Below are 19,317 nucleotides of genomic sequence, written 5' to 3'. Positions count from 1 at the left end.
AATAATTTTTATCAAAATTCCAAGTGCTTTGCTTAGCTAATTAAGGTCAAAAAATTGTGATTGAGGGTATGCCCTAGCAGAACCATCCATAACAGGTTTTTGAATTATGGGACTGGTTGCTGTACCTTTTTCCTGTCATTGACCTATAGTCTTATAAGATATAGCTTATAAGGCAATGACTTCAGACTACCACCACTCAGGCTCGTCAGGCTGGCGATTCAACAAAGTATCGCGCGACTTGCGGGGGCTCTCATAGATCGTCAGCGTCTTTTCGGGCACTTCCGCGATAAAGCGCGAGACCTTATCAAAGTAGCCTGAAAAACTTGCCAGATAGTCGGGGGCGGTCATGTATAGCCGAGTTTTTGCGCGGCTACAGGCCACATAAAACAGTTTGCGCTCCTCCTCTACCGCCTCAAAGTCATCAATGGAACGATGGTGCGGGGTCATACCATCAAGCAGGCAATTCACAAAAACGATAGGCCATTCTAGTCCCTTAGAACTATGAATGGTTGAGATAGTTACCGCATCATTGTTTTCATCTTTGGGCTTGTCCACCGTGGCGACCGAATCATTCGGCGGGTCCAAAGCTAGGTTTTCTAGGAAACGCTCGATACTGTCGTATTCTTTAGCGAGGTTTTTTAACACGCGAAAGTCTTCCGTTCGCTCACGCCAGTTTTCTTCCAGTAGCTTCATGACAGGCACATAAAACTCTAGCAGCTTATCCAGCACCGCTTCCACATTGCTCGCCTTACTGGCTGCCTCAAGAGCATCATGAAGCGGGGTTAACTGCTCACTTTTTTTGCCCATCTTAGGGTCTTTGAGTGGCGCAAAAGAGTTATTATTTTCATTGATAGCCTTCGTCAGCCGTACTGCCGTGACATCGCCAATACCTTGTAATAGCGTGAGTATTCGATGCCAAGAAATCGTATCGTTAGGGTTAAAGAGCACCTTAATAAAGGCCAAAATATCTTTGATATGGCGGCGCTCGATAAACTTAATCCCGCCCACCACAATGAAAGGAATACCCCGCTCCATAAACTCTACTTGGATGTAGTTCGACTGAAAGGAGGTGCGGCAAAGTACCGCAAAGTCTTTGTAGTCCTGATCGTCTTTTAGCGAAATGATAGTGTCGGCAATATAGCTGGCCTCTGCGCGCTCATCAGTACGGCGGCAGAATATGGGCTTAAACCCGTCAACACTGACATTAGAAAACAGCCGTTTTTGATAGCCGAGCGTAATTTGCTCAGACAAGGCATTAACGTAGTTCAAAATAGCGGGACTGCTGCGATAGTTTTGCTCCAGTTTAATCAGCTTGGCCTCAGGATAGGTCTCCCCGAACAATAAGATATTCTCGTAATTAGCACCGCGAAACGCGTAGATACTTTGGTTGTCATCACCCACCACCATTAGCGATACTGAGTCCGGCTCGCAAATCAAATCAATCAGCTGCTTTTGCGGAATATTGGTATCTTGATACTCATCAACCATTACATGGCGATAGGTCTGTTGTAGGATTTCTCTAAAACGACGATTTTTACGCAAATGGTAAACGACTTGTCCGATAATATCATCGAAGTCATACAGGTGATTACTGCGCTTAAAAGTATGATAATCCTCCGCCAATTGCTCAATAATCGCGGTATGGATAGCCAAGTCAGGGTAGTTGTCTTCAATAAGATTGCGCAGGAGAATACGGCGGTTGCGCGAGGTCGAAATCATTTTCTGCAGGGTTCTTTTGCGCGGAAAGGCTTGTTTGCTTTTATCAATCGGATATTTTTTATCTTTGATAATCAGATCTAACGCATCCTCTGAATCGATAGTGTCCAAAATCGTAAAATTGGTGCTAATACCAAGCAGCCCAGAGTATTTGCGCAGGAGCATATTGCAAAACGAGTGAAAGGTACCGCTAGTGATATTATTGAGGCGCTGGCTGTCATCGAGTGTTGCCGACAGCAGAGCACGAGCGCGGCCTTTGATTTCATTCGCCGCCTTACGGGTAAAGGTCAGTAGCAAGATGCTACTTGGAGCAACACCGTTTTCAAGCAAATAGCTGGTGCGGTAAGTCAGGGTCTTAGTCTTGCCCGAGCCCGCTCCTGCAATCACTAATATCTTGCCATCAATAGTGGTGGTCGCTAATAACTGGTTGGGATTGAGCTCGCTAGCATAGTTGATCGCCAAATCTTGCTTCGCTAACCGCTGACTTATTTTACTAACGCCATCCTCATCGATATCAGCATCAATTAGATTGGCTTCAAGTTTGCTAATCGACTCTTGTAAGTGGCTAATTTTGCCACGGACTTCTTCATGCAAATCAGGGTAAGTGTAGCTATCAATATCAAAAGCGGTGTTCGCCATGGTGACTTCCAGTGGTTCTTATTGGTTATTAGATTGGGGGGTTCTACAGTATAACAGTGCCCTGCAAGCGTTGGCTTGGCGGCAAACAAATATCACGCTATTGAATATACCATATGCTCTGCCCAATCAATATTTTACGGGTTATAAATCTAGCCTAGTTTACGGAATTGGGACAATAGGAGTCCTACCCGCTTAGTCATGCAGTCAACCTTAAGCTCTACAGGCAAATTTAAATGAACTCAAGTCATAATAGCCCGTAAAAAAACCACCCGTTAAGGTGGTTGCTGTACAGCCAAAAACTTTATTTATTTACGGCGCCGTGGTCTCTTCAATAGTTAATCTCATCTTGCTAACATCATAATTTTTAATATTAAACTTTGCTTCAAACGGTTGCGGTAAAGACATAAACGGTAGGGTCACTATGGCTTCTTTTGCCGTAGTAAATTGATTAAATAGACGGTCTTCCACAATCTTATCTAGCGGTTTCAATATGCTATCGCTAGCTTGAGTCATACGATATCTACTAGTAACCCCATCAAAACTTATGACGACATCACAACTGGGCGTACATTTCACCGGCTCAACCGTATTAATGGTCACTGTCTCTGCAATACCGCCGGTCGCTATAGCGGTCCTTTGCACCTCAGCCGACACTCTTTTCTGAAAGTCGGGCTCAGTTGGGACGGTGAAAGTATTGTCTGAAACGACGGTCGCACGCGTGGAGAAGGTATTGTTGCCTTCAGTTTGTGAGCCGTACTTCCAATCACTAAACTGATTATTATCATTGCCGCCGTTATTACCGTTATCCCCATTATTATCAGGATTGGTCACGGTCGAACCAATACCGCCACCGGGTCTGGCAGCATCCAAATCGTCATAACCACCGCCACAAGCAGCTAAACTTAATACTGACGCGCATACCGCTAACTTTTTCATTGGTTTCATCTCTAATTTATCAATCAGACAACTGTATAACATCCACAATAGTTCAGCAATAGTAAAGACTTAGATATCTATCACTGTTATTGAAAACTCGAAATTAAAAACACAAATAACCTATTAAAAGAGCCATTAAAAAACCACCGGTTAGGGTGGTTTAAATCAAAATAGCTAGGGTATTAGCGGAGGAAGTTTATCGCTCCTGACTACGTTTGCCTAGCTTGATTATTAACTTTATTATTGCGCCCGCCAATAAACCTTTAACACGAGGTCTTCGCGCGACAGTTGCAACGCAGTTTTTAATTGTCGTCTTAAGGTCTTGGCGTCTTGTGCCTCTAGCGCTCCCCAGACCTTCTCAATCGTCAAATTAGCAAGAGCAGGATGCGTGTCAAGCAATCCCATAATAGTGTCTGTTAAGTATACCTCTGGCGTATTGACGACCGCTATTATGTTGTCAGTTTTAAAGCCCTGACGCTGTGCTAAAGGCTCACTCAGCTCAACCGCGTGTAGATATGCTAATTCCTCTGGGTCATTCGTCACTGCAATGACCACCGGCGCTACTGGATTTTGCCAGGTCTCTAAGAGATTGGCGACAGTTGGTAGCGAGGTCTCATCACAAATCAGCAAGCACTGTCCTGTTGATAAATGGGCAATCTTTTCGGGATAATCACGCACACTATTTAACGTCATCCCCGCCTGTTGCCGCAAAGCCCAATCGCCGCCAGGAGTACTGCCATGAATGTAGGCATCTACCCAAGCATGCACTTGCTGCGTCTGCGGGTCTTGCCAAGCTTTTCTTAACGTATAGTAACGCTGCAATTTATCGCCTTTACTCTTAGCGACTAACGCTGCACTTTCATCGGTTAAGTCCGCATAGACGTCAAACAGATAAGCATAGCCAGGATGGTCTAAAGGCGTATCGGCTGGCGCGGTCACCACCATTCTATACAGACTGGGACTGGCATAATAACTGTCGGTCACGGTAAACTGCCGGTCTTGTAACTTAATAGCTAGCTTGCCAAGTTTTTTGGAAGCGCTCTGCAGCAGTAAAATATATTGCGATTTTAGGGTGATATCGCCTGCTATTTTATTTTCAAACGCGATGAAATATTGCTCGATATCATCATCCTCATCGCTCTCTGCAGACTCCTCTGGCTGAGCTGTTTGCGATAATGGCGATGACGCTGACGCTGATGTAACCAATGGCGCGGTAACAGATTGGGAGATGAGCAATAAACCATCTGTATAGACATCAGCCACCTGCACGACTCTATCCTCCGCTACGGAGTCATCGGTGAAGGCTTCAATGAATAAGGCCAGCTCATCCTGATGCTCTTCATTAACATGCGTCATAAATTTGATTTTATCGACCACGGCTAGCGGAGTTTTATCGCTGAGTACTGCCGGGAATGCTGTCGCTAACTGTGGCATATTGTCCCCTTTAATATAAACACTTTATGGCTTAAATAGTTATAGCTTAAATAGTTGTGGCTGCAATAAAGGCTATTTATTAGCAACCGTAATGGTGAAAATGGGTGGGGCATCCTACTACTGCGAGAGACCGGCCACCCAGTTGCTCAATTGCTCAATTGCTCAATTGCTGACGTTATTAGAATTCATACGTCAGTGAGGCTTTTACTTCGCGCTCATCGCCTGGCATATTGAAAGTATTGGGCGAACCGACCCGCACATAGTGGTCATCATTGAATAAGTTATAAATGTTCAATTGTCCGGTCAGACGCTCTTGAAACGGATAACTCACCATCGCATCCCACGTGTAATAGACGTCCGCTTGTAGACCTTGTGAAGAGGAGAACTTACCGACTGCGTTGACGCCTAACCCTATCGTTAAAGGCTGCGGTAGTAAATCTGTAGCCTTGTAAGTGCTCCATAGATTAGCGGAGTGCTTAGGCATCAATAAGAAAATACCATCATCACGGTCGCTAGAGGCTTGCTTAATCTCGCTATCAAGGTAGCTATAACCGGCAGACACCTGCCAATTAGGTAGGATTTCTCCATTGACCTCCAGCTCTATGCCCTGCATCTCGCGCTTGCCCATGGCCACCTGGTCGCCATCTTGGGTCGGTGCGGCCGCATTTTCATCGGTGAGCTGATAGCCACTGATACGCGCAGATAGCGTGTCTTGCCAATGGCCTTTTAGACCGATTTCCACCTGCTCGCCTTCACGAGGTTTAAGAATATCACCCGCTTTATTAGCCACATACTGCGGCATAAAGACTTGCGTATAGCTGCCATAAGCATTGATATTCGGCGTCAACTCATAGACCAAACCGCCATAGCCTGTGGCCTTACTGCTATCATCCGTACTCATATGCGTATTGCTAACCTTGTCATCGCTCTCAACTTTATAACGGCTGACCCGGCCACCGGCGATGAGGTTTAATCGATCCAAAGGCTTATAGTTGATTTTGCCATAGACACCCGTTTCGCTAAGGGTATTGTCCGTATGGGTCAAGCGATAGCCAGGCTGCCCATTGCGAGCCAACTCTAAAATATCGACTTGCTCTAAATTATTAATCTGCTCTACAGTCAGGCCTTTACCGAGTGCTTGGCTGCTGGCACGGGCGGTATCCGCATTAAAGCGCTTATAATCGGCACCAAGTACGTATTCGCTCTGTAGGTCATTTAAGATAAAGGGCTGACTGAGGTTAATATCGGCACTTAACGCTGTCTCATGCACCTCAACACCGAGCCCTGCGACGTTGGTTTTACCATCTACTACGCTACTGCCCCCAAAGGCATAGTTATAATCAGCGTCTCTATTTGAGTAACGAACCCCACCACTGACTACCCCTTCACTGGCTAAGCGATGTTGAAAATCGGCAAAGATATCATGGCTCTCATTATTAAAATCATTCCAACGAGCGCCGTAAAACTGGTCATTCGGTAGCGATAATAAACTACCATCCGTATAAGAGGGCAAGCCATTATCCGGGGTAATATCTCGGCTTTGCAGTAGATAGCCCACGCCAAATTTAGTGCTGTCACTCAGCTGTTTGTCTGCACTTAAGTAGATGGTACTGTTGCTATTATCGTCACCACCGATGTCGTCTACTACAGGGTTAGTTTTTTGGTTATATTGCACCACTGCGCGGCCTACCGTGCTGTCATCCGTGCTCAAACTGCCCTGCAAGTCGGCTGATACTTCATAACCTGTTGGATTACTTACGCTCGCCTTAAAGGTTTGTGGGCCATCCACCTTGCCACGCTTGCGCACTAAGTTGACCACACCGCCCATCTCTGACGCTGAGTTAAAGAGTCCTGAAGGCCCTCGCATGACTTCAACTCGGTCAAACGCTGCAAGGTTGGGCAAGGTACCATTAATACTTGCCATAGGTGACGCCAAACCATCGATGCTAAATTGGTCGTACTCATAACCGCGCGAGTAAATAGAGGAGCGGCCATCATCATTTTGTAGTACTCGCAGGCCCGTAGTGCGCTTGGCCATTTGGTCTAAAGTCTCGACATTTAAGTCATCTATTTTTGCTTGGGTAATGACGCTAATAGATTGAGGGATATTTTCGATATAATCTGGAATCTTGGTACCGACTGTAGCGACGTTGGCGTTATATAACTCGTTGTCTTCACTAGGGTCAGTCACATAAAGCGGATTCGCCGTGATAACTATTTTATCTAGGGTAGCATTAGGCTGAGCTACAGGCTGCCCTTCAGTGACCGTGGGAGTAGCTGCTGCTGCAGAAGTAGAAAAAGAGACAGAGGCACAAAGTAAAGATAATAACGAATAGCACAGCGGTGACAAACGAAAAGTAGCAGAAACAGGCGACATAAATAGTCCTTACTGAAAGTGAAAAACTCTGACAGAATATCAAGCCTTTAGGGCTAAATAATGCTGTCAGAGCAAGGTAGTAATGAGCTATAACACTATAAAATCATTAACAATAATAAAGGTCGACTGCTAAAACCCTTTCGCATTATCTGGCGTGGCGGTATAAAAGATTTGGAAAGCACTGTCAGCACTGGTCGTGACCGGCTTGCCATCTACTAAAGCGCTGGCTTCAAAACGTACTCCACCACCTGCACTCTCACCACTGGCAAAGTTAGGCAGGGTTAATGCCTGTACCGTGACTTTCTTATTGGTTACAGAGACCCCGTCTTTGGTCAATTTAGTGCCGCGTGGCTTGACCACTTCGCCTTCTGCAAGTGCTTTAGCAGGGTCGTCATAGATGATGTCTAAATCTAATAGCTGCGCTTGTGCCAATACCGCTGTACCATTCACTACGGGAATACCCACTAACGCTTTACTGCCACGATGAATCATACGGTTATCGATGATACTGCCATTCTTCATCACTCGCCCTTCTGCTGCGACTGAATTGGTACGGTTAATCAATAAAATCTTATAGCCTGGTACAGCTGTTTTGGCTTTACCATCAAAGATATCTGCGACCAATTCAGGTTGGGTTTGTGCTGCATTGACTAGCAGACGTGCAGAAGTTTCAGAAACTGGCTGTACTTGACCGGCAATAGTCAGCGTGCGTACGTCGGCATAATTGCTCTGCGTTTGCGTAATATTTTTTGCGACTGCGCTGCTGACCGGTGCAACTTCGCTTTGGCTAAGCGGGGCAGTATTTTGACAGCCGGCTAAACCTAATGACAATAAAAGTGAAGATACGACCAATGATTTAGAAGTGAATGCCATGCGTGAACCTATAAGTTTTGTATGGTGAGTGGTGAATAGGAAATTTAAGTAGGGCTATACTTTTGCAGATGGATTAAAAGGAAATTAAGGACGATAAAAAATTACCGCTTTATACTTTTAATCTATATATATTTAAAAACAGTACTTTTGGAAAGAACCTTGAAAAAACTATCTTTGATAATGATTATCAGTTGTATTATTATTACTACTAAATTACTTATTGTCAATAACTTAGCGAAATGTTTATGGTTTTTATTGCCCTATTAGACTTTTTGTTATTGCTAGCTATTTTTTATTCTACTAGAGGTCTGTATGTCTAAACTTTATCGCTATATCCATCTTCCTATCTCACTAGCCTTGCTTATGACTGCCCCGAGTTATGCCCAACCTGACCTAACCACGCCCATAGATTTCAGTCTGCTACACAGCCACGATACGAGTTATCGCTTTGTGACTCAGAGCTTTAATCAGCCTGCCCCGCAACTCGATACTACGGATAAAGAGGCTCAGAAACTGACTGAACTGGCTAAACCTCGTCATTATCAAGTTTGGCTAGCTATCCCTGAAGGCTATGACTCAAGCAAACCTGCCAATGTCTTATATCTGCTCGATGGCAATGGGGTGTTGGATGATTTAGAGGAAGCGACTTTACGAGACTTGACTGAACAAAGCCACTCCCTCTCTACCGAGCAAAAACAGCCGCCCATCCTAGTGTTAATCGGCTATCAAACGCCCTATCGCTTTGATGTAATGGCGCGCGCTTATGACTATACGCCGCCTCTGCTCACCAGTACGGGAATAAATACGGCTTTTCAAGAAACAGGCCGCGCTCGTTTAAACGGGGGTGCCGAGACTTTCTATACCTTAATTGAAGGCGAAATAAAGCCTTGGGTAGCGCAAACGTTAGGGACAGCGCCTGCGAGTGAGGCCATCTGGGGACATTCCTACGGTGGTCTATTTGTGCTGTATACCTTACTCAAACATCCTGAAGCCTATCAGCACTACTATAGCGCCGACCCTTCGCTCTGGTGGCAAGACGGTGAGATGACTCAATATTGGCAGGCTTATCAAGCATCTTCTGCCGCTCAGTCCAAGCCTCAAGGGACTAATAGGCTAAACCCACACAAAACTATCCGACTAACTTTTAGTGGCGATACTGCGACGGTGGCTAACAGAACGGCGGCTATAGCAGAGCCAGTAACCCCTGTCGCAGACCAGCAAGCGATGACGCCTGCGGATCAAGATAAACAGCAATTCGCCAAAGAAGTTTGCCAATATTTCGTGACGCAGCAGCAAGCCGAATGCAGCTATCAGCAGTATAAACAATCGCATGGGGAACTGTTTACCAGCTCGCTACTGGACACTCTCAAACGCTTTAAGTAATAGCTTCAGCGTTAAAGCTTATTAGGAAAATGCGCCCTACCCGATCAAATCGTATCCACAATTACCGGTCGGCCATTATGCGTAAGCACGGTCACATCAACGCCATATAACGTAGCGATGGTTTCGTGAGTCAGCACTTCCGCCGGTGTGCCTATATTGGTAATTTGCCCTGCTTTCATCATGACCACGGTATCGGCAAACTGCGCAGCTTGGTTAATGTCATGTAGGACAATTACCACGGTCTTTTGCTCAGTATGCGCTAAGGTGCGCAAAGCGCGCATCAACTGTCCCGAGTGGTACATATCCAAGTTATTCAGTGGCTCATCGAGTAGCAGATAAGGTGTATCTTGGCAGACAATCATAGCGATTAGCGCCCGTTGGCGTTGGCCGCCAGACAGGGTCGACAAGTAGCGCTTGGCTAAAGGCTCAAGCTCAAAACGGGTAATCATCTCCTGCACTATTTGGCTGTCATTTTGACTAGGTCTGCCTTGATGATAAGGATAGCGGCCAAACATGAGCAGCTCTTCTACCCGTAAGCGCCCCTGAATTGCATTTTCTTGTGCGAGCATAGAAACCATACGCGCCATCGTCTGGCTCGAAGCTTGGCTAATATCGTGCTCAGCGAAACTTATCGAGCCACTTTGCAGCGGGCTTAAACGTGACATAACGCTAAATAATGTGGACTTACCCGCGCCATTAGGCCCAATCAAAGCGATGACCTGACCTACAGGCAGACTCAGCGAGACGTCGGTTAAGATAGTAGTTTCTTCGATACGGTGGCTGACATTGCTAATTTGAATCATAAGCGCGCTTCATAAATAAGGTTTAAAACGTTTTTAGAAATGGGAACATCGTTTGTAATGACAGTAGTAGGATAAGGCTCTTACTAGGCCTTCTGTGGGCGATATTGGCTAAGAATTAGCAGGATAAATACTACCCCGCCCAACAGCTCGATGACCACAGACAGTACCCCTGCCATGCCCAGTACTTGCTCAAAGAAGGTCTGACCGAGTACCAGACAAATCATCGCGATAAGGCTCACTAAAACCAGCCGCTCGCTGTGGTACATCGCCTTACTCATACGATTGGTTAAGGCACAGACCAGCAGCCCTAAGAAAATAACCGGTCCTACAAAAGCTGTCGCGGTCGCTACCAAGACCGCAATGACTATCAATAGTTTTCGCGTCAGTGCTTGGTAATCCACCCCTAAATTAAGCGCATGCGCCTTACCTAACATCAACACATCGACCTGATGCCGCCAGCGCCAGATAAACACCGCACTTACCACGCATATCGCTAAACTGGTCCACATCATCGTAGGATTGATGGTATTAAACTGAGCAAAACTGGCCGCTTGCACGGTGATAAAATCTTCGGGGCTGATTAACCGAGCTATCAAGGAAGACAGACTACGAAATAGCACACCAAAGATGATACCTGCGAGAATTAACCGGGATAAATTTTGGCTAGAGCGGGTAAATAAAAACCGGAATAACAATAAAGAAGCGACCACCATCAGGCCTATTTCGATCGTGAATTTCAATAGCGGTTGCTGGCTGAATAAATTACTCGCGCCCAAAAAATACACTAGTAAACTTTGAATTAACACGTAGAGCGCGTCAAAGCCCAATAGTGCTGGGGTCAAAATCGGATTGTGCGTTAAGCTTTGGAACAATAAGGTAGACACGCCAATGCTATAGCCGACAATTAATAAAGCGAGCAACTTTTTACCACGAAAAGCCAAGATAAAATCCCAATTGCCATGCGCATTTAGCCCCATAAATAATAGCGCACTAATCAGCAGCACCGCTAAGGCAATCCAAACTGGTTTGGTCGCTACTGTGGCAGTCAAATTTTTGCGAAGAGTGGCCGTTACGCCCTCAGGTTTTTGGGACGTAGCTGTGGAACTTTTGAGCGATTTTATAGTGGAATTAAGCATGAATAGTCAGCAATTAATTTAAAAAATATAGTCGGGTTAGCAAGTCTTGGAAGCTTGGTAGCCATTAATGCGTATCTGGCTGACGCATCAATAACCAGAGGAATATCAAGGCGCCGATGACCCCAAAGACGGTCGCCACCGGAATCTCATAAGGATAGCGAATACTGCGACCGATAATGTCACAAAGCAATACCAGACTGGCCCCCAATAACGCTACGGCAGGGAGACAACGGCGCAAGCGATCGCCCATCATTCGGCTAATGATATTGGGAACCACTAGGCCGACAAAAGGAATGGCACCGACCGTTACCACTACCACCGCACTAATCATGGCCACGGTGATAATGACAAACCACGTGACCAGACGCTGATTGACCCCAAGGTTAATCGCGATGGCATCGCCTAAGCCAACGATGGTCAGCTTATCCGCCAAGATATAAGCCATTGCCGCAAGTGCGCCGGTCAGATAAAGCAGCTCATAACGACCTGATAGAATGGTAGAGAAATCCCCAAAGCGCCATACCGTTAACAGCTGTAAAGACTCGGTCTGGTAAGCGATAAAGACCGTAATTGCCTCGACAATACCACCAAAAACGATGCCTACTAACGGCACCATTAAAAAGTCAGTCGGCGGCAAACGCTTAATCAAGCGCATGAACAGGACCATCCCGCCTATCGCACATAAGACCGCAAAGACCATCTTAGTGAATAACGCGCTGGTGGGCAGGTAAAGGCTCACCAACAATAACCCCAAGCTCGCACTTTGCGTCGCACCAACCATGGAGGGATCAACGAAGCGGTTTTTTAACACTACCTGCAAAATCATCCCAGCGACCGATAACGAGGCGCCGGTTAAGATAATCGCTAAGGTGCGCGGTAGCCGACTTAACAGCAATAACTGCAGATCAGTATTTTCTGCAGCAGTGGCGGCCCCTGACGAGCTAGCTTGCCCCATACTTTGCAGCAATGCCTGCCAAAGACCTGACCAAGAAAAATCAGCCACGCCAATAGACAGGCTCAATAAAATTAGCCCGATTAACAGAAAAACGCTAAGCGTATTGAGCAGACTTGGCGGTATAGACCATAAGCGAGGACGATTGGAGATAGCGGTGAGTGACATAGTGGGACAGTGTTTAGGTAACCCAGAATAGCAGGCTAATAGAAAGTAAATTTATAAGAAATAAATGCGGATAACAGTGAAGCGGCTCATTAATAAAGGCGATTAAGGCAATAAATTATCGAAACCCAAATAACGGGCTAAGCGCTAGCCCTGTATTACCAGGACTAACGCTTAAAAATTGCTAAACAGCTTTCTTATTTAATAAACAGCTCACTAGCTGTCTTATTGACTAGCAGCCGCCTTACTAAAGTTATCCGTGATCAGCTTGGCATCTTTAATCCACTGGTAATAACCACCAAAGGCTAGATACGAGTCTGGGCTGAGATAGACCACATGATCATTTTTCCAAGCATTGGTCTCGTGTACTAATGGGTTGTCCAATACTTCTTTGGCGCCAATACCCTCTTCGCCAATAGCAGAGGTTCTATCAAGTACAAATAACCAGTCTGGATTGGTCTTTTGTAGGTATTCAAACGATATGGGTTGGCCATGCGTGGCGTCTTTAATATCGGCATCTGCCATAGGAATATCAAAAACGGTATGTAAGAAACCAAAACGTGAGGCCGCGCCATAAGCAGAGATTTTATTGCCATTCACTAGAATCACTAAGCCATTACCTTTACCGGCACTGGCGGCTTTCGCATCGGCGATAGCGGTATCGATATCTTTCTGCAATTCTGCAGCTTTATCCGATTTATTAAATAAGCGCCCTAAATCTGCCAAACGGGTCTTGCTCGACTCATAAATATCGGTCGTATCTACGGTCAAATCTAGTGTTGGTGCCATTTGCTGTAAGGTGCTGTACTTTTCTGCCATGCGGCTACCGATTAAGATAGCTTTAGGTTGTAGCTCGTTTAACACTTCCATATTGGGCTCAAATAGCGTACCAATATCGCGGCTTTCTGGCGTATTTTCTGCTTTCAAGTTGTCTAAATGCAGACTGTTTGGCAAGCCTTCTACTTCCACGCCTAATGCGGCTAAATCTTGCATCAAAGTCATGTCATAGACCGCTAACGGATGTGGATTAACAGGGACTTCCACTTCGCCTTGTGCGGTATGTATTGTCACCATGCCATTACTATCAGCAGTTCCCTCGGTAGCTGCAGTGTTGTCTTTATCCTGTGCGTCAACCTGTGCCGCTGGCTCGGCATCCGGTGCCGCATTGTCAGTAGTTTCTTTTGGTGAACAGCCTAATAGGCTACCACTCATGATTAAAGCTACTAGCGCGAGTTTGGATTTGGACGGTAGCGAAGCAGTCGCCGCAATAGGAGTTAACTTAAACATAGAGCCTCATATATCAATCTGTTTTTAAGATGCGGCTATGATACGCTTTCTTAACAAGAAGGTAAATGATAATGATTAGCAATTGCGTGTTAAAGACACATTCTACTTTTGAAAATTTTGCTGTAACTCACTTGTTGCAAGGGTTTTAGGCGATTGAAATAATTGTGATTTTTTTGATATAAAGAACGATATATAGAGATTATTACTCGCTATACTTCGAAAGAGACTCAACGGACTACACAAAGAAACCACTAACCAAAAAAAGCAGCAACCAGAATGACCAGTTACTGCTTATAAAATCGGACTATTAAAAAACTATTCTGTATTAACTAAAAACCGTCTTAAGAGTGATCGGCAATCCAACTTTCCATGGTTGCAATCTCTACTTTTTGAGCAGCAATAATGTCTTCAGCCAACTTTCTCATAGCCTCATCTTTGCCATATTTGAGCTGTACTTCTGCCATAGCAATAGCACCTTGATGATGCGGCAACATGCCTTTAGCAAAAGCCATATCAGGATCACTAGCTTTAATCCCTGCCATCATATCTTCGTGCATAGCTTGCATGCTTTGCTCATAGGCTTGCTGTACTTCTGCCGTATTGTCTTGTTTTTCAGTGTCCGGATGCTCAGTTAGCCATTGTTGCATCTGGGCAATCTCAGCTTCCTGCGCAGCGATGATTTCTGTCGCTAGCTGTCTCATAGCGTCATCTTTGCCATATTTCAGCTGCACTTTAGCCATATCGACAGCGCCCTCGTGGTGAGGTAGCATCCCTTTGGCAAACGCCACATCAGCATCATTCGCCTGCATGCCCGCCATCATATCGTCATGCATTTTGGTCATGCCCGCCATATAGGCCTGTTCAACTTCGTTATCACCACCGGCCATCGCTGACATGTCATGACCGGCATGCGGGTCAGCAGTAGGTTCAGTCGTCTCTACAGGCACTACCGTTTCAGTAGCAGGCGCATTAGTATTGGCATCCACTTCACTTTCTGCGGCAGGCTGGCAAGCGGCCAAAGCTAGCATAGCGCTACATAGAGCGATAACTAGCGAACTTTTTTGCAATGTCATAGGATCTATCCTTACTAATTAATTTTACGAGGCTGCCTTAGCATCTCGGTTAGTTAAATCTAAAAATTTATTGGCATATCTAAAGTTGTTGCTGCTCAGAGTCAATCCTGGCATAGACGCTCGTCGTACCGTCCTTATTCAGTAACATGACGTCATACGAATCAAACTGACCCTGATATTCCATACCTGGACTGCCCATCGGCATATTGGGTACGGCTAAACCAAGGGCATCAACAGGAGGTTTGGCTAAAAACTGCGCCATATATTTGGCGGGCAAATGACCTTCAAACACATAACCGTCTTGTGTTACAGCAGTATGGCAAGAGCGCATCTGCTGGGGTACTTGGTAGCGGTCTTTGAACACTGTGAGGTCTGCTGGATGCTGAACCTGTAATTGCATTCCATGCCCTTCAGCGTAATCTATCCATTCTTCACAGCAGCCGCAGTTAACGTCTTTATAGACGGTCGCTGAGACGTTTTGTAGCAGCGGATTATCCGTAGTGCTTGAATTAGATGTTGTGTTAGTGGCGTTAGCTATAGCCGCTGACTTGCTATTTTGAACGTCATTACTAGCTGCCTTATTACTAGCCGTTTCATTAACAGTGGTTTCATTAATGGCAGCTTGCGTAGCATTAGACTCAGTCGTCGGGCTACAGGCCATTAGCACGGGCAAGACACTAGTAAATAGCGTCGCTTGTATTAGTCTGCGGCGGTTTATATAGGCTTTTTGATTTATATAGTTGCTTTGCTTTTGACCTTGTTCCATAAACATTCTAATTACCTTTAGTTATCACCCTATAAGCTAGACTCACAATTAACTTTATACAGCTCATCCTTTATTAATTATCAATAAGTTAGCGATATAGTTAACATAGTAATCTCAGCATTCTGACGCCTACATGACACCCAGATGACAATTCTGTCATGTTGTAGGATTACCATTCCATTTCCCAATCTATTGCTCTAGCATTAGATGCATAACCTATTGCGGTTATATGCTTTTACCGGTGTCATAGTGGCTAGTGTTAATAAATGCACAAGCACACCTAACCACAGTCAACGTGACTGGAGTACAAATGAAAATTTTATTGGTGGAAGACGAGCTACAACTCGGCAACTATATTAAGAAGGGACTGACCGAGGCAGGTTTCCTCGTTGAGCATCACACTACGGGTCTAGACGGCTATCATGCGTTAATGACGGAAGACTTTAACGTCGTGGTAATGGATGTAATGCTGCCCGATATCAGCGGTTTTGAGCTAATTAAGAATTATCGCCGAGCCAATCACTTCACACCGGTATTATTCTTAACGGCAAAAGATGATGTTAGCGACCGCATTAAAGGTATAGAAATTGGTGGTGATGACTATCTGACCAAGCCGTTTGCCTTTGCCGAACTATTGGTGCGTATCAAAAGCTTATTACGCCGTGCCACCCAAGCCGACTATAAAAGCACGACCTTAGAACTGGCCGATTTAAAGATGGATATCGCAAAACGGACCGTATATAGAGGGACAGATTTAATCAAATTGACCGCCAAAGAATTTGCCTTATTACAGTTCCTACTCGAGCGCTGTGGCGAAGTGCTACCGCGCTCCATAATCGCCTCGCAGGTGTGGGATATGAATTTTGACAGCGATACCAATGTCATCGACGTTGCCATTCGTCGCTTACGTAAAAAGGTCGATGACGATTACGAGGTCAAATTGATTCATACTGTGCGTGGCATGGGTTATCGCCTCGAGGCACCCGTCCCTATTTCTGCAATGACTGAGCTTCCCGTTAATACAACCGCTATAGAAACGACCTCAACACCTACACCTAAGTCCAATGCTGACCAACCTGACAATCCACAGGACAATCAATACAGCTACCTTGATGGTCACGTAAATGACTGAGACTAGACTTGCTGATCGGCGGTTGTCTTTATTGTGGCGGACGGTTTTATCCTTAACCCTCGGTGTCATCCTCACGCAAATTCTGATTTATGCTTGGGTACAGCGCTCTGTCACCGCCCACTTTGACCATATGGATTCGGAGATACTTACGCACGCTGCGTTTAATCTACGCCAACGCCTATCAAACGAGTCTAGCGACCCTGCTATCGCTACCACTACCCCACCGAGCATTTATAATAGTACTGCTGAATTAGACTATGAGTTAAAAGCAATTATCGCCAACGAAGACGGCAAAGTCCTGCGCAGTATGCCACAGGATTTTTATGGCGACTTACCCCCAGACTTCTCTCTTGAGACCTTGTGGCAACGCCCCTCTGAGCAGCAGTTTAGCCTTACTATTGGTAAAAACCACTATCGAGCCATTGTCATTCGCCACTCGCAAAAGCTTGCCCTTATTGCCTTACCTGTCGAAGTGCATCATCAGTATTTGGCCCAGTTCAATCGCCAATTAAGCTGGATTCTCTTCGCTATTACCTTGCTACTGGTCTCTATCGCCGCCCTTAGCGTCTATTGGGGCTTTGCGCCGTTATCTACCATTAGCGCCAAGATGCAGCGCATTAACTCTGAGCAATTGGATGACCGTATAGCCGTGCAGAGTATGCCCAGAGAGCTACGGCCCTTAGCAGAATCCTATAATGCGATGATGGATAAACTCGAGGATAACTTTGACGCCTTATCCCGATTTTCAGCCGATATTGCCCATGAGCTGCGTACCCCGCTTGCCAGCCTAAATACTCAAACCCAAGTCATGCTGAGCAAGCCTAGAGCCGTAGACGAATATATCGAGCAGCTGCATCATCAACACGAGACCTTAGCGCAATTATCAGTGCTCATTAATAACATGCTGCTGCTAGCAAAGACGCAAAAAGGCTTACGAGACTCGCAGCTTGTAGCGGTAGATTTGTCTGAGTTACTAGCCAAGTTAGTCTCGTATTACGAGTGGATGGCGGAAGAGCGCAACATTGAGCTGCAGGTGATCGGGGAATTTTATCCTGTGCACGGAGATGCCAGTCTGCTGCAAAGGCTGTTTGCGAATCTTTTATCCAATGCTATTCAATATGCTGCTAGCGATAGTGTAATAACAATTGTGGCACCTCAGCTTGCGACCGCTAGTGACCTTAAAAATAATGACCACAACGAGAATCAGGCACGCAGTCCGCAACGGTTAATTACTATTAGTAGCCGATTAGCAGCGCCTATGACGCAAGCCCAAGCCGATAAATTAACCGAACGTTTTCATCGGCAGCCTTTAAGTCAGGGTCAATCAGGTACAGGATTGGGGTTGTCAATTGCGCAAGCGATTGCTGTGTCACATCGCGGGTCACTGACAGTTCGTATTCTTGATGATGATTATTTTGAAGTTGGGGTGCGGTTGTTGGCTCTATCAATATAAACCATGGTCAAAAACGCATACTGCATCTAAATTATTAATATAATTAAATATTTTATAGCATGGAAGGCAAAGATATTATTGTATTAGTAAACAATTATTGTATCAATAGCTTTTAAAAAGGGTCAATTATCAACACTTGTTTATTATAGATATAAATAACCACATTCTTATCGGTGAGTTACTACCAAATATCTTAATTAAAATATTAAACTTAAAATTATGTTTAATTTATATAATAAAATTAACTTTTTATGTAATTAATACTCCCACTTATTTTATTACTATAAATACCCTACAAGTATGATGGATTACTACTTACAGCATAATATTTTAATAAAGCTAAAGCTTTTTTTAGTCAAAATAAGGGGTTCGATATCAGAGAAAACCGGTAGTTTCAAGGGTATAATAAGTCTCTGAACAATTGGTTAAAGTACTGAAATTAATGGATTTTATATGAGATAATGAATTATAGAATTTGTACAGAGAATTGGTTACTTCCCTCTCCAGCTGCAACTTTATTATCGTTAGATAGCATAGCGACAAGTAGACATGGCAAGCTAATGGAATGGCGTACAAATTGTAAAAGACATTTTTCTGTCAGATGCGCTCTCAGCAAATGACAATGTGTTCCACTCATCGAATACCTAAACCCTTGGAGGTTTGCCATGCAATTTCAAAAATCTTTATTGACCGCTACTTTACTTGCCGCTGCTAGTTTGACTGCTGTTTCTGCCAATGCTGCTGAAAAGACTGGTAATTTCAAAGTTACAATGACTATTGAAAAGACTTGTAGTGTGATTGCTGCTACTACTGGTCAAGACATTAAACTTGGTTCTCATATCGCTGGTACTACTGGTGTAACAGGAAGCTCTGCTGCTGCTATCAAAGTTAACTGTTCTAACACTACTCCTTATACTGTTGGCTTAACCCCTTCAAACACAGACGCGTCTGGGGCTGGAATTATGACAGGCTTAACATCCTCAGATACTATCCCATATCAGCTAACCTCTGGTTCTGCCAGTGGTAGTGCTTGGGGTAATACTGCAGGTGTAGGTGGTAATACGGTGGGTGGTACAGGAGATGGGATGTTAACTACTTCTACAGAATATACTGTGTACGCTACAGCAGGTGCGACTGACGTTACTCCGGGTGATTATGAAGATACTGTCCAAGTTAAAGTGATTTACTAATC

General features: G+C 44.9%; 14 protein-coding genes and 1 pseudogene. 4 read left to right on the top strand and 11 right to left on the bottom strand.

The annotated features are described in order from the left end of the window. Positions 1-186: 186 nt before the first annotated feature. From ACZ2XM_RS14095 to ACZ2XM_RS14075, 5 genes are all read right to left on the bottom strand, one after another. Positions 187-2,355 carry an ATP-dependent helicase gene (locus ACZ2XM_RS14095; protein ID WP_490588746.1) on the bottom strand — a complete coding sequence of 723 codons (2,169 nt, stop codon included), beginning with the start codon at positions 2,353-2,355 and terminating at the stop codon, positions 187-189. Positions 2,356-2,664: 309 nt separating this feature from the next. Continuing rightward, positions 2,665-3,291 carry a hypothetical protein gene (locus ACZ2XM_RS14090; protein ID WP_490588745.1) on the bottom strand — a complete coding sequence of 209 codons (627 nt, stop codon included), beginning with the start codon at positions 3,289-3,291 and terminating at the stop codon, positions 2,665-2,667. Between the two features lie 240 nt (positions 3,292-3,531). Beyond that, positions 3,532-4,725: a siderophore-interacting protein gene (locus ACZ2XM_RS14085; RefSeq protein ID WP_490588744.1), complete on the bottom strand. Its 1,194-nt coding sequence runs from the start codon at positions 4,723-4,725 to the stop codon at positions 3,532-3,534. Between the two features lie 178 nt (positions 4,726-4,903). Then, positions 4,904-7,102, bottom strand: a complete 2,199-nt coding sequence (locus tag ACZ2XM_RS14080; RefSeq protein WP_490588743.1) for a TonB-dependent siderophore receptor — start codon at positions 7,100-7,102, stop codon at positions 4,904-4,906. A 129-nt stretch (positions 7,103-7,231) separates the two neighbouring features. Continuing rightward, complete coding sequence (locus ACZ2XM_RS14075; protein WP_490588742.1) at positions 7,232-7,975, bottom strand: hypothetical protein; 744 nt, start codon at positions 7,973-7,975, stop codon at positions 7,232-7,234. 312 nt (positions 7,976-8,287) lie between these two features. On the opposite strand from ACZ2XM_RS14075, the gene ACZ2XM_RS14070 reads away from it, so the two are divergent. Next, positions 8,288-9,358, top strand: coding sequence for an alpha/beta hydrolase (locus tag ACZ2XM_RS14070; protein WP_490588741.1), 1,071 nt, complete (start codon positions 8,288-8,290; stop codon positions 9,356-9,358). Positions 9,359-9,402: 44 nt separating this feature from the next. Here the strand turns inward: ACZ2XM_RS14070 and ACZ2XM_RS14065 are convergent, their stop codons facing one another. The 6 genes from ACZ2XM_RS14065 to ACZ2XM_RS14040 form a co-directional block, all read right to left on the bottom strand. After that, the gene (locus tag ACZ2XM_RS14065) at positions 9,403-10,161 is read right to left on the bottom strand and encodes an iron ABC transporter ATP-binding protein (RefSeq protein WP_490588740.1); all 759 of its coding nucleotides are present in this window, start codon (positions 10,159-10,161) and stop codon (positions 9,403-9,405) included. An 83-nt stretch (positions 10,162-10,244) separates the two neighbouring features. Next, positions 10,245-11,210 carry an iron chelate uptake ABC transporter family permease subunit gene (locus ACZ2XM_RS14060; protein WP_490588739.1) on the bottom strand — a complete coding sequence of 322 codons (966 nt, stop codon included), beginning with the start codon at positions 11,208-11,210 and terminating at the stop codon, positions 10,245-10,247. A 151-nt stretch (positions 11,211-11,361) separates the two neighbouring features. Beyond that, positions 11,362-12,417, bottom strand: coding sequence for an ABC transporter permease (locus ACZ2XM_RS14055; protein ID WP_490588738.1), 1,056 nt, complete (start codon positions 12,415-12,417; stop codon positions 11,362-11,364). A 222-nt stretch (positions 12,418-12,639) separates the two neighbouring features. Beyond that, positions 12,640-13,701, bottom strand: a complete 1,062-nt coding sequence (locus ACZ2XM_RS14050) for a siderophore ABC transporter substrate-binding protein (RefSeq protein ID WP_490588737.1) — start codon at positions 13,699-13,701, stop codon at positions 12,640-12,642. A gap of 341 nt (positions 13,702-14,042) precedes the next feature. Next, on the bottom strand, positions 14,043-14,774 hold the full coding sequence (gene copM, locus ACZ2XM_RS14045; RefSeq protein ID WP_490588736.1) for a CopM family metallochaperone: 732 nt from the start codon (positions 14,772-14,774) through the stop codon (positions 14,043-14,045). A 79-nt stretch (positions 14,775-14,853) separates the two neighbouring features. Then, complete coding sequence (locus ACZ2XM_RS14040) at positions 14,854-15,546, bottom strand: DUF411 domain-containing protein (protein WP_490588735.1); 693 nt, start codon at positions 15,544-15,546, stop codon at positions 14,854-14,856. Between the two features lie 304 nt (positions 15,547-15,850). On the opposite strand from ACZ2XM_RS14040, the pseudogene ACZ2XM_RS14035 reads away from it, so the two are divergent. From ACZ2XM_RS14035 to ACZ2XM_RS14025, 3 genes and pseudogenes are all read left to right on the top strand, one after another. Further along, positions 15,851-16,519 (top strand): annotated as a pseudogene (locus ACZ2XM_RS14035) (heavy metal response regulator transcription factor); the annotation flags it as partial. 145 nt (positions 16,520-16,664) lie between these two features. Beyond that, a complete protein-coding gene (locus ACZ2XM_RS14030; RefSeq protein WP_490588734.1) occupies positions 16,665-18,125 on the top strand; it encodes a histidine kinase dimerization/phospho-acceptor domain-containing protein in 1,461 nt (486 codons plus the stop codon). Between the two features lie 665 nt (positions 18,126-18,790). Continuing rightward, positions 18,791-19,315 (top strand): Csu type fimbrial protein, encoded by a 525-nt coding sequence (locus ACZ2XM_RS14025; protein ID WP_490588733.1) that lies wholly within the window; start codon positions 18,791-18,793, stop codon positions 19,313-19,315. Positions 19,316-19,317 lie beyond the last annotated feature (2 nt).

The organism is Psychrobacter sp. CoH-33_TS_01 (assembly GCF_058189395.1).
This window is presented reverse-complemented; position numbering and strand designations above follow the sequence as displayed.

What these genes read in the sequence shown, in the direction of transcription:
- ACZ2XM_RS14085 (WP_490588744.1), bottom strand. Translation starts at nt 4,725, where the DNA reads ATGCCACAGTTAGCGACAGCATTCCCGGCAGTACTCAGCGATAAAACT.
- ACZ2XM_RS14050 (WP_490588737.1), bottom strand. Translation starts at nt 13,701, where the DNA reads ATGTTTAAGTTAACTCCTATTGCGGCGACTGCTTCGCTACCGTCCAAA.
- ACZ2XM_RS14055 (WP_490588738.1), bottom strand. Translation starts at nt 12,417, where the DNA reads ATGTCACTCACCGCTATCTCCAATCGTCCTCGCTTATGGTCTATACCG.
- copM (WP_490588736.1), bottom strand. Translation starts at nt 14,774, where the DNA reads ATGACATTGCAAAAAAGTTCGCTAGTTATCGCTCTATGTAGCGCTATG.
- ACZ2XM_RS14040 (WP_490588735.1), bottom strand. Translation starts at nt 15,546, where the DNA reads ATGTTTATGGAACAAGGTCAAAAGCAAAGCAACTATATAAATCAAAAA.
- ACZ2XM_RS14065 (WP_490588740.1), bottom strand. Translation starts at nt 10,161, where the DNA reads ATGATTCAAATTAGCAATGTCAGCCACCGTATCGAAGAAACTACTATC.
- ACZ2XM_RS14030 (WP_490588734.1), top strand. Translation starts at nt 16,665, where the DNA reads ATGACTGAGACTAGACTTGCTGATCGGCGGTTGTCTTTATTGTGGCGG.
- ACZ2XM_RS14080 (WP_490588743.1), bottom strand. Translation starts at nt 7,102, where the DNA reads ATGTCGCCTGTTTCTGCTACTTTTCGTTTGTCACCGCTGTGCTATTCG.
- ACZ2XM_RS14095 (WP_490588746.1), bottom strand. Translation starts at nt 2,355, where the DNA reads ATGGCGAACACCGCTTTTGATATTGATAGCTACACTTACCCTGATTTG.
- ACZ2XM_RS14070 (WP_490588741.1), top strand. Translation starts at nt 8,288, where the DNA reads ATGTCTAAACTTTATCGCTATATCCATCTTCCTATCTCACTAGCCTTG.
- ACZ2XM_RS14025 (WP_490588733.1), top strand. Translation starts at nt 18,791, where the DNA reads ATGCAATTTCAAAAATCTTTATTGACCGCTACTTTACTTGCCGCTGCT.
- ACZ2XM_RS14075 (WP_490588742.1), bottom strand. Translation starts at nt 7,975, where the DNA reads ATGGCATTCACTTCTAAATCATTGGTCGTATCTTCACTTTTATTGTCA.
- ACZ2XM_RS14090 (WP_490588745.1), bottom strand. Translation starts at nt 3,291, where the DNA reads ATGAAAAAGTTAGCGGTATGCGCGTCAGTATTAAGTTTAGCTGCTTGT.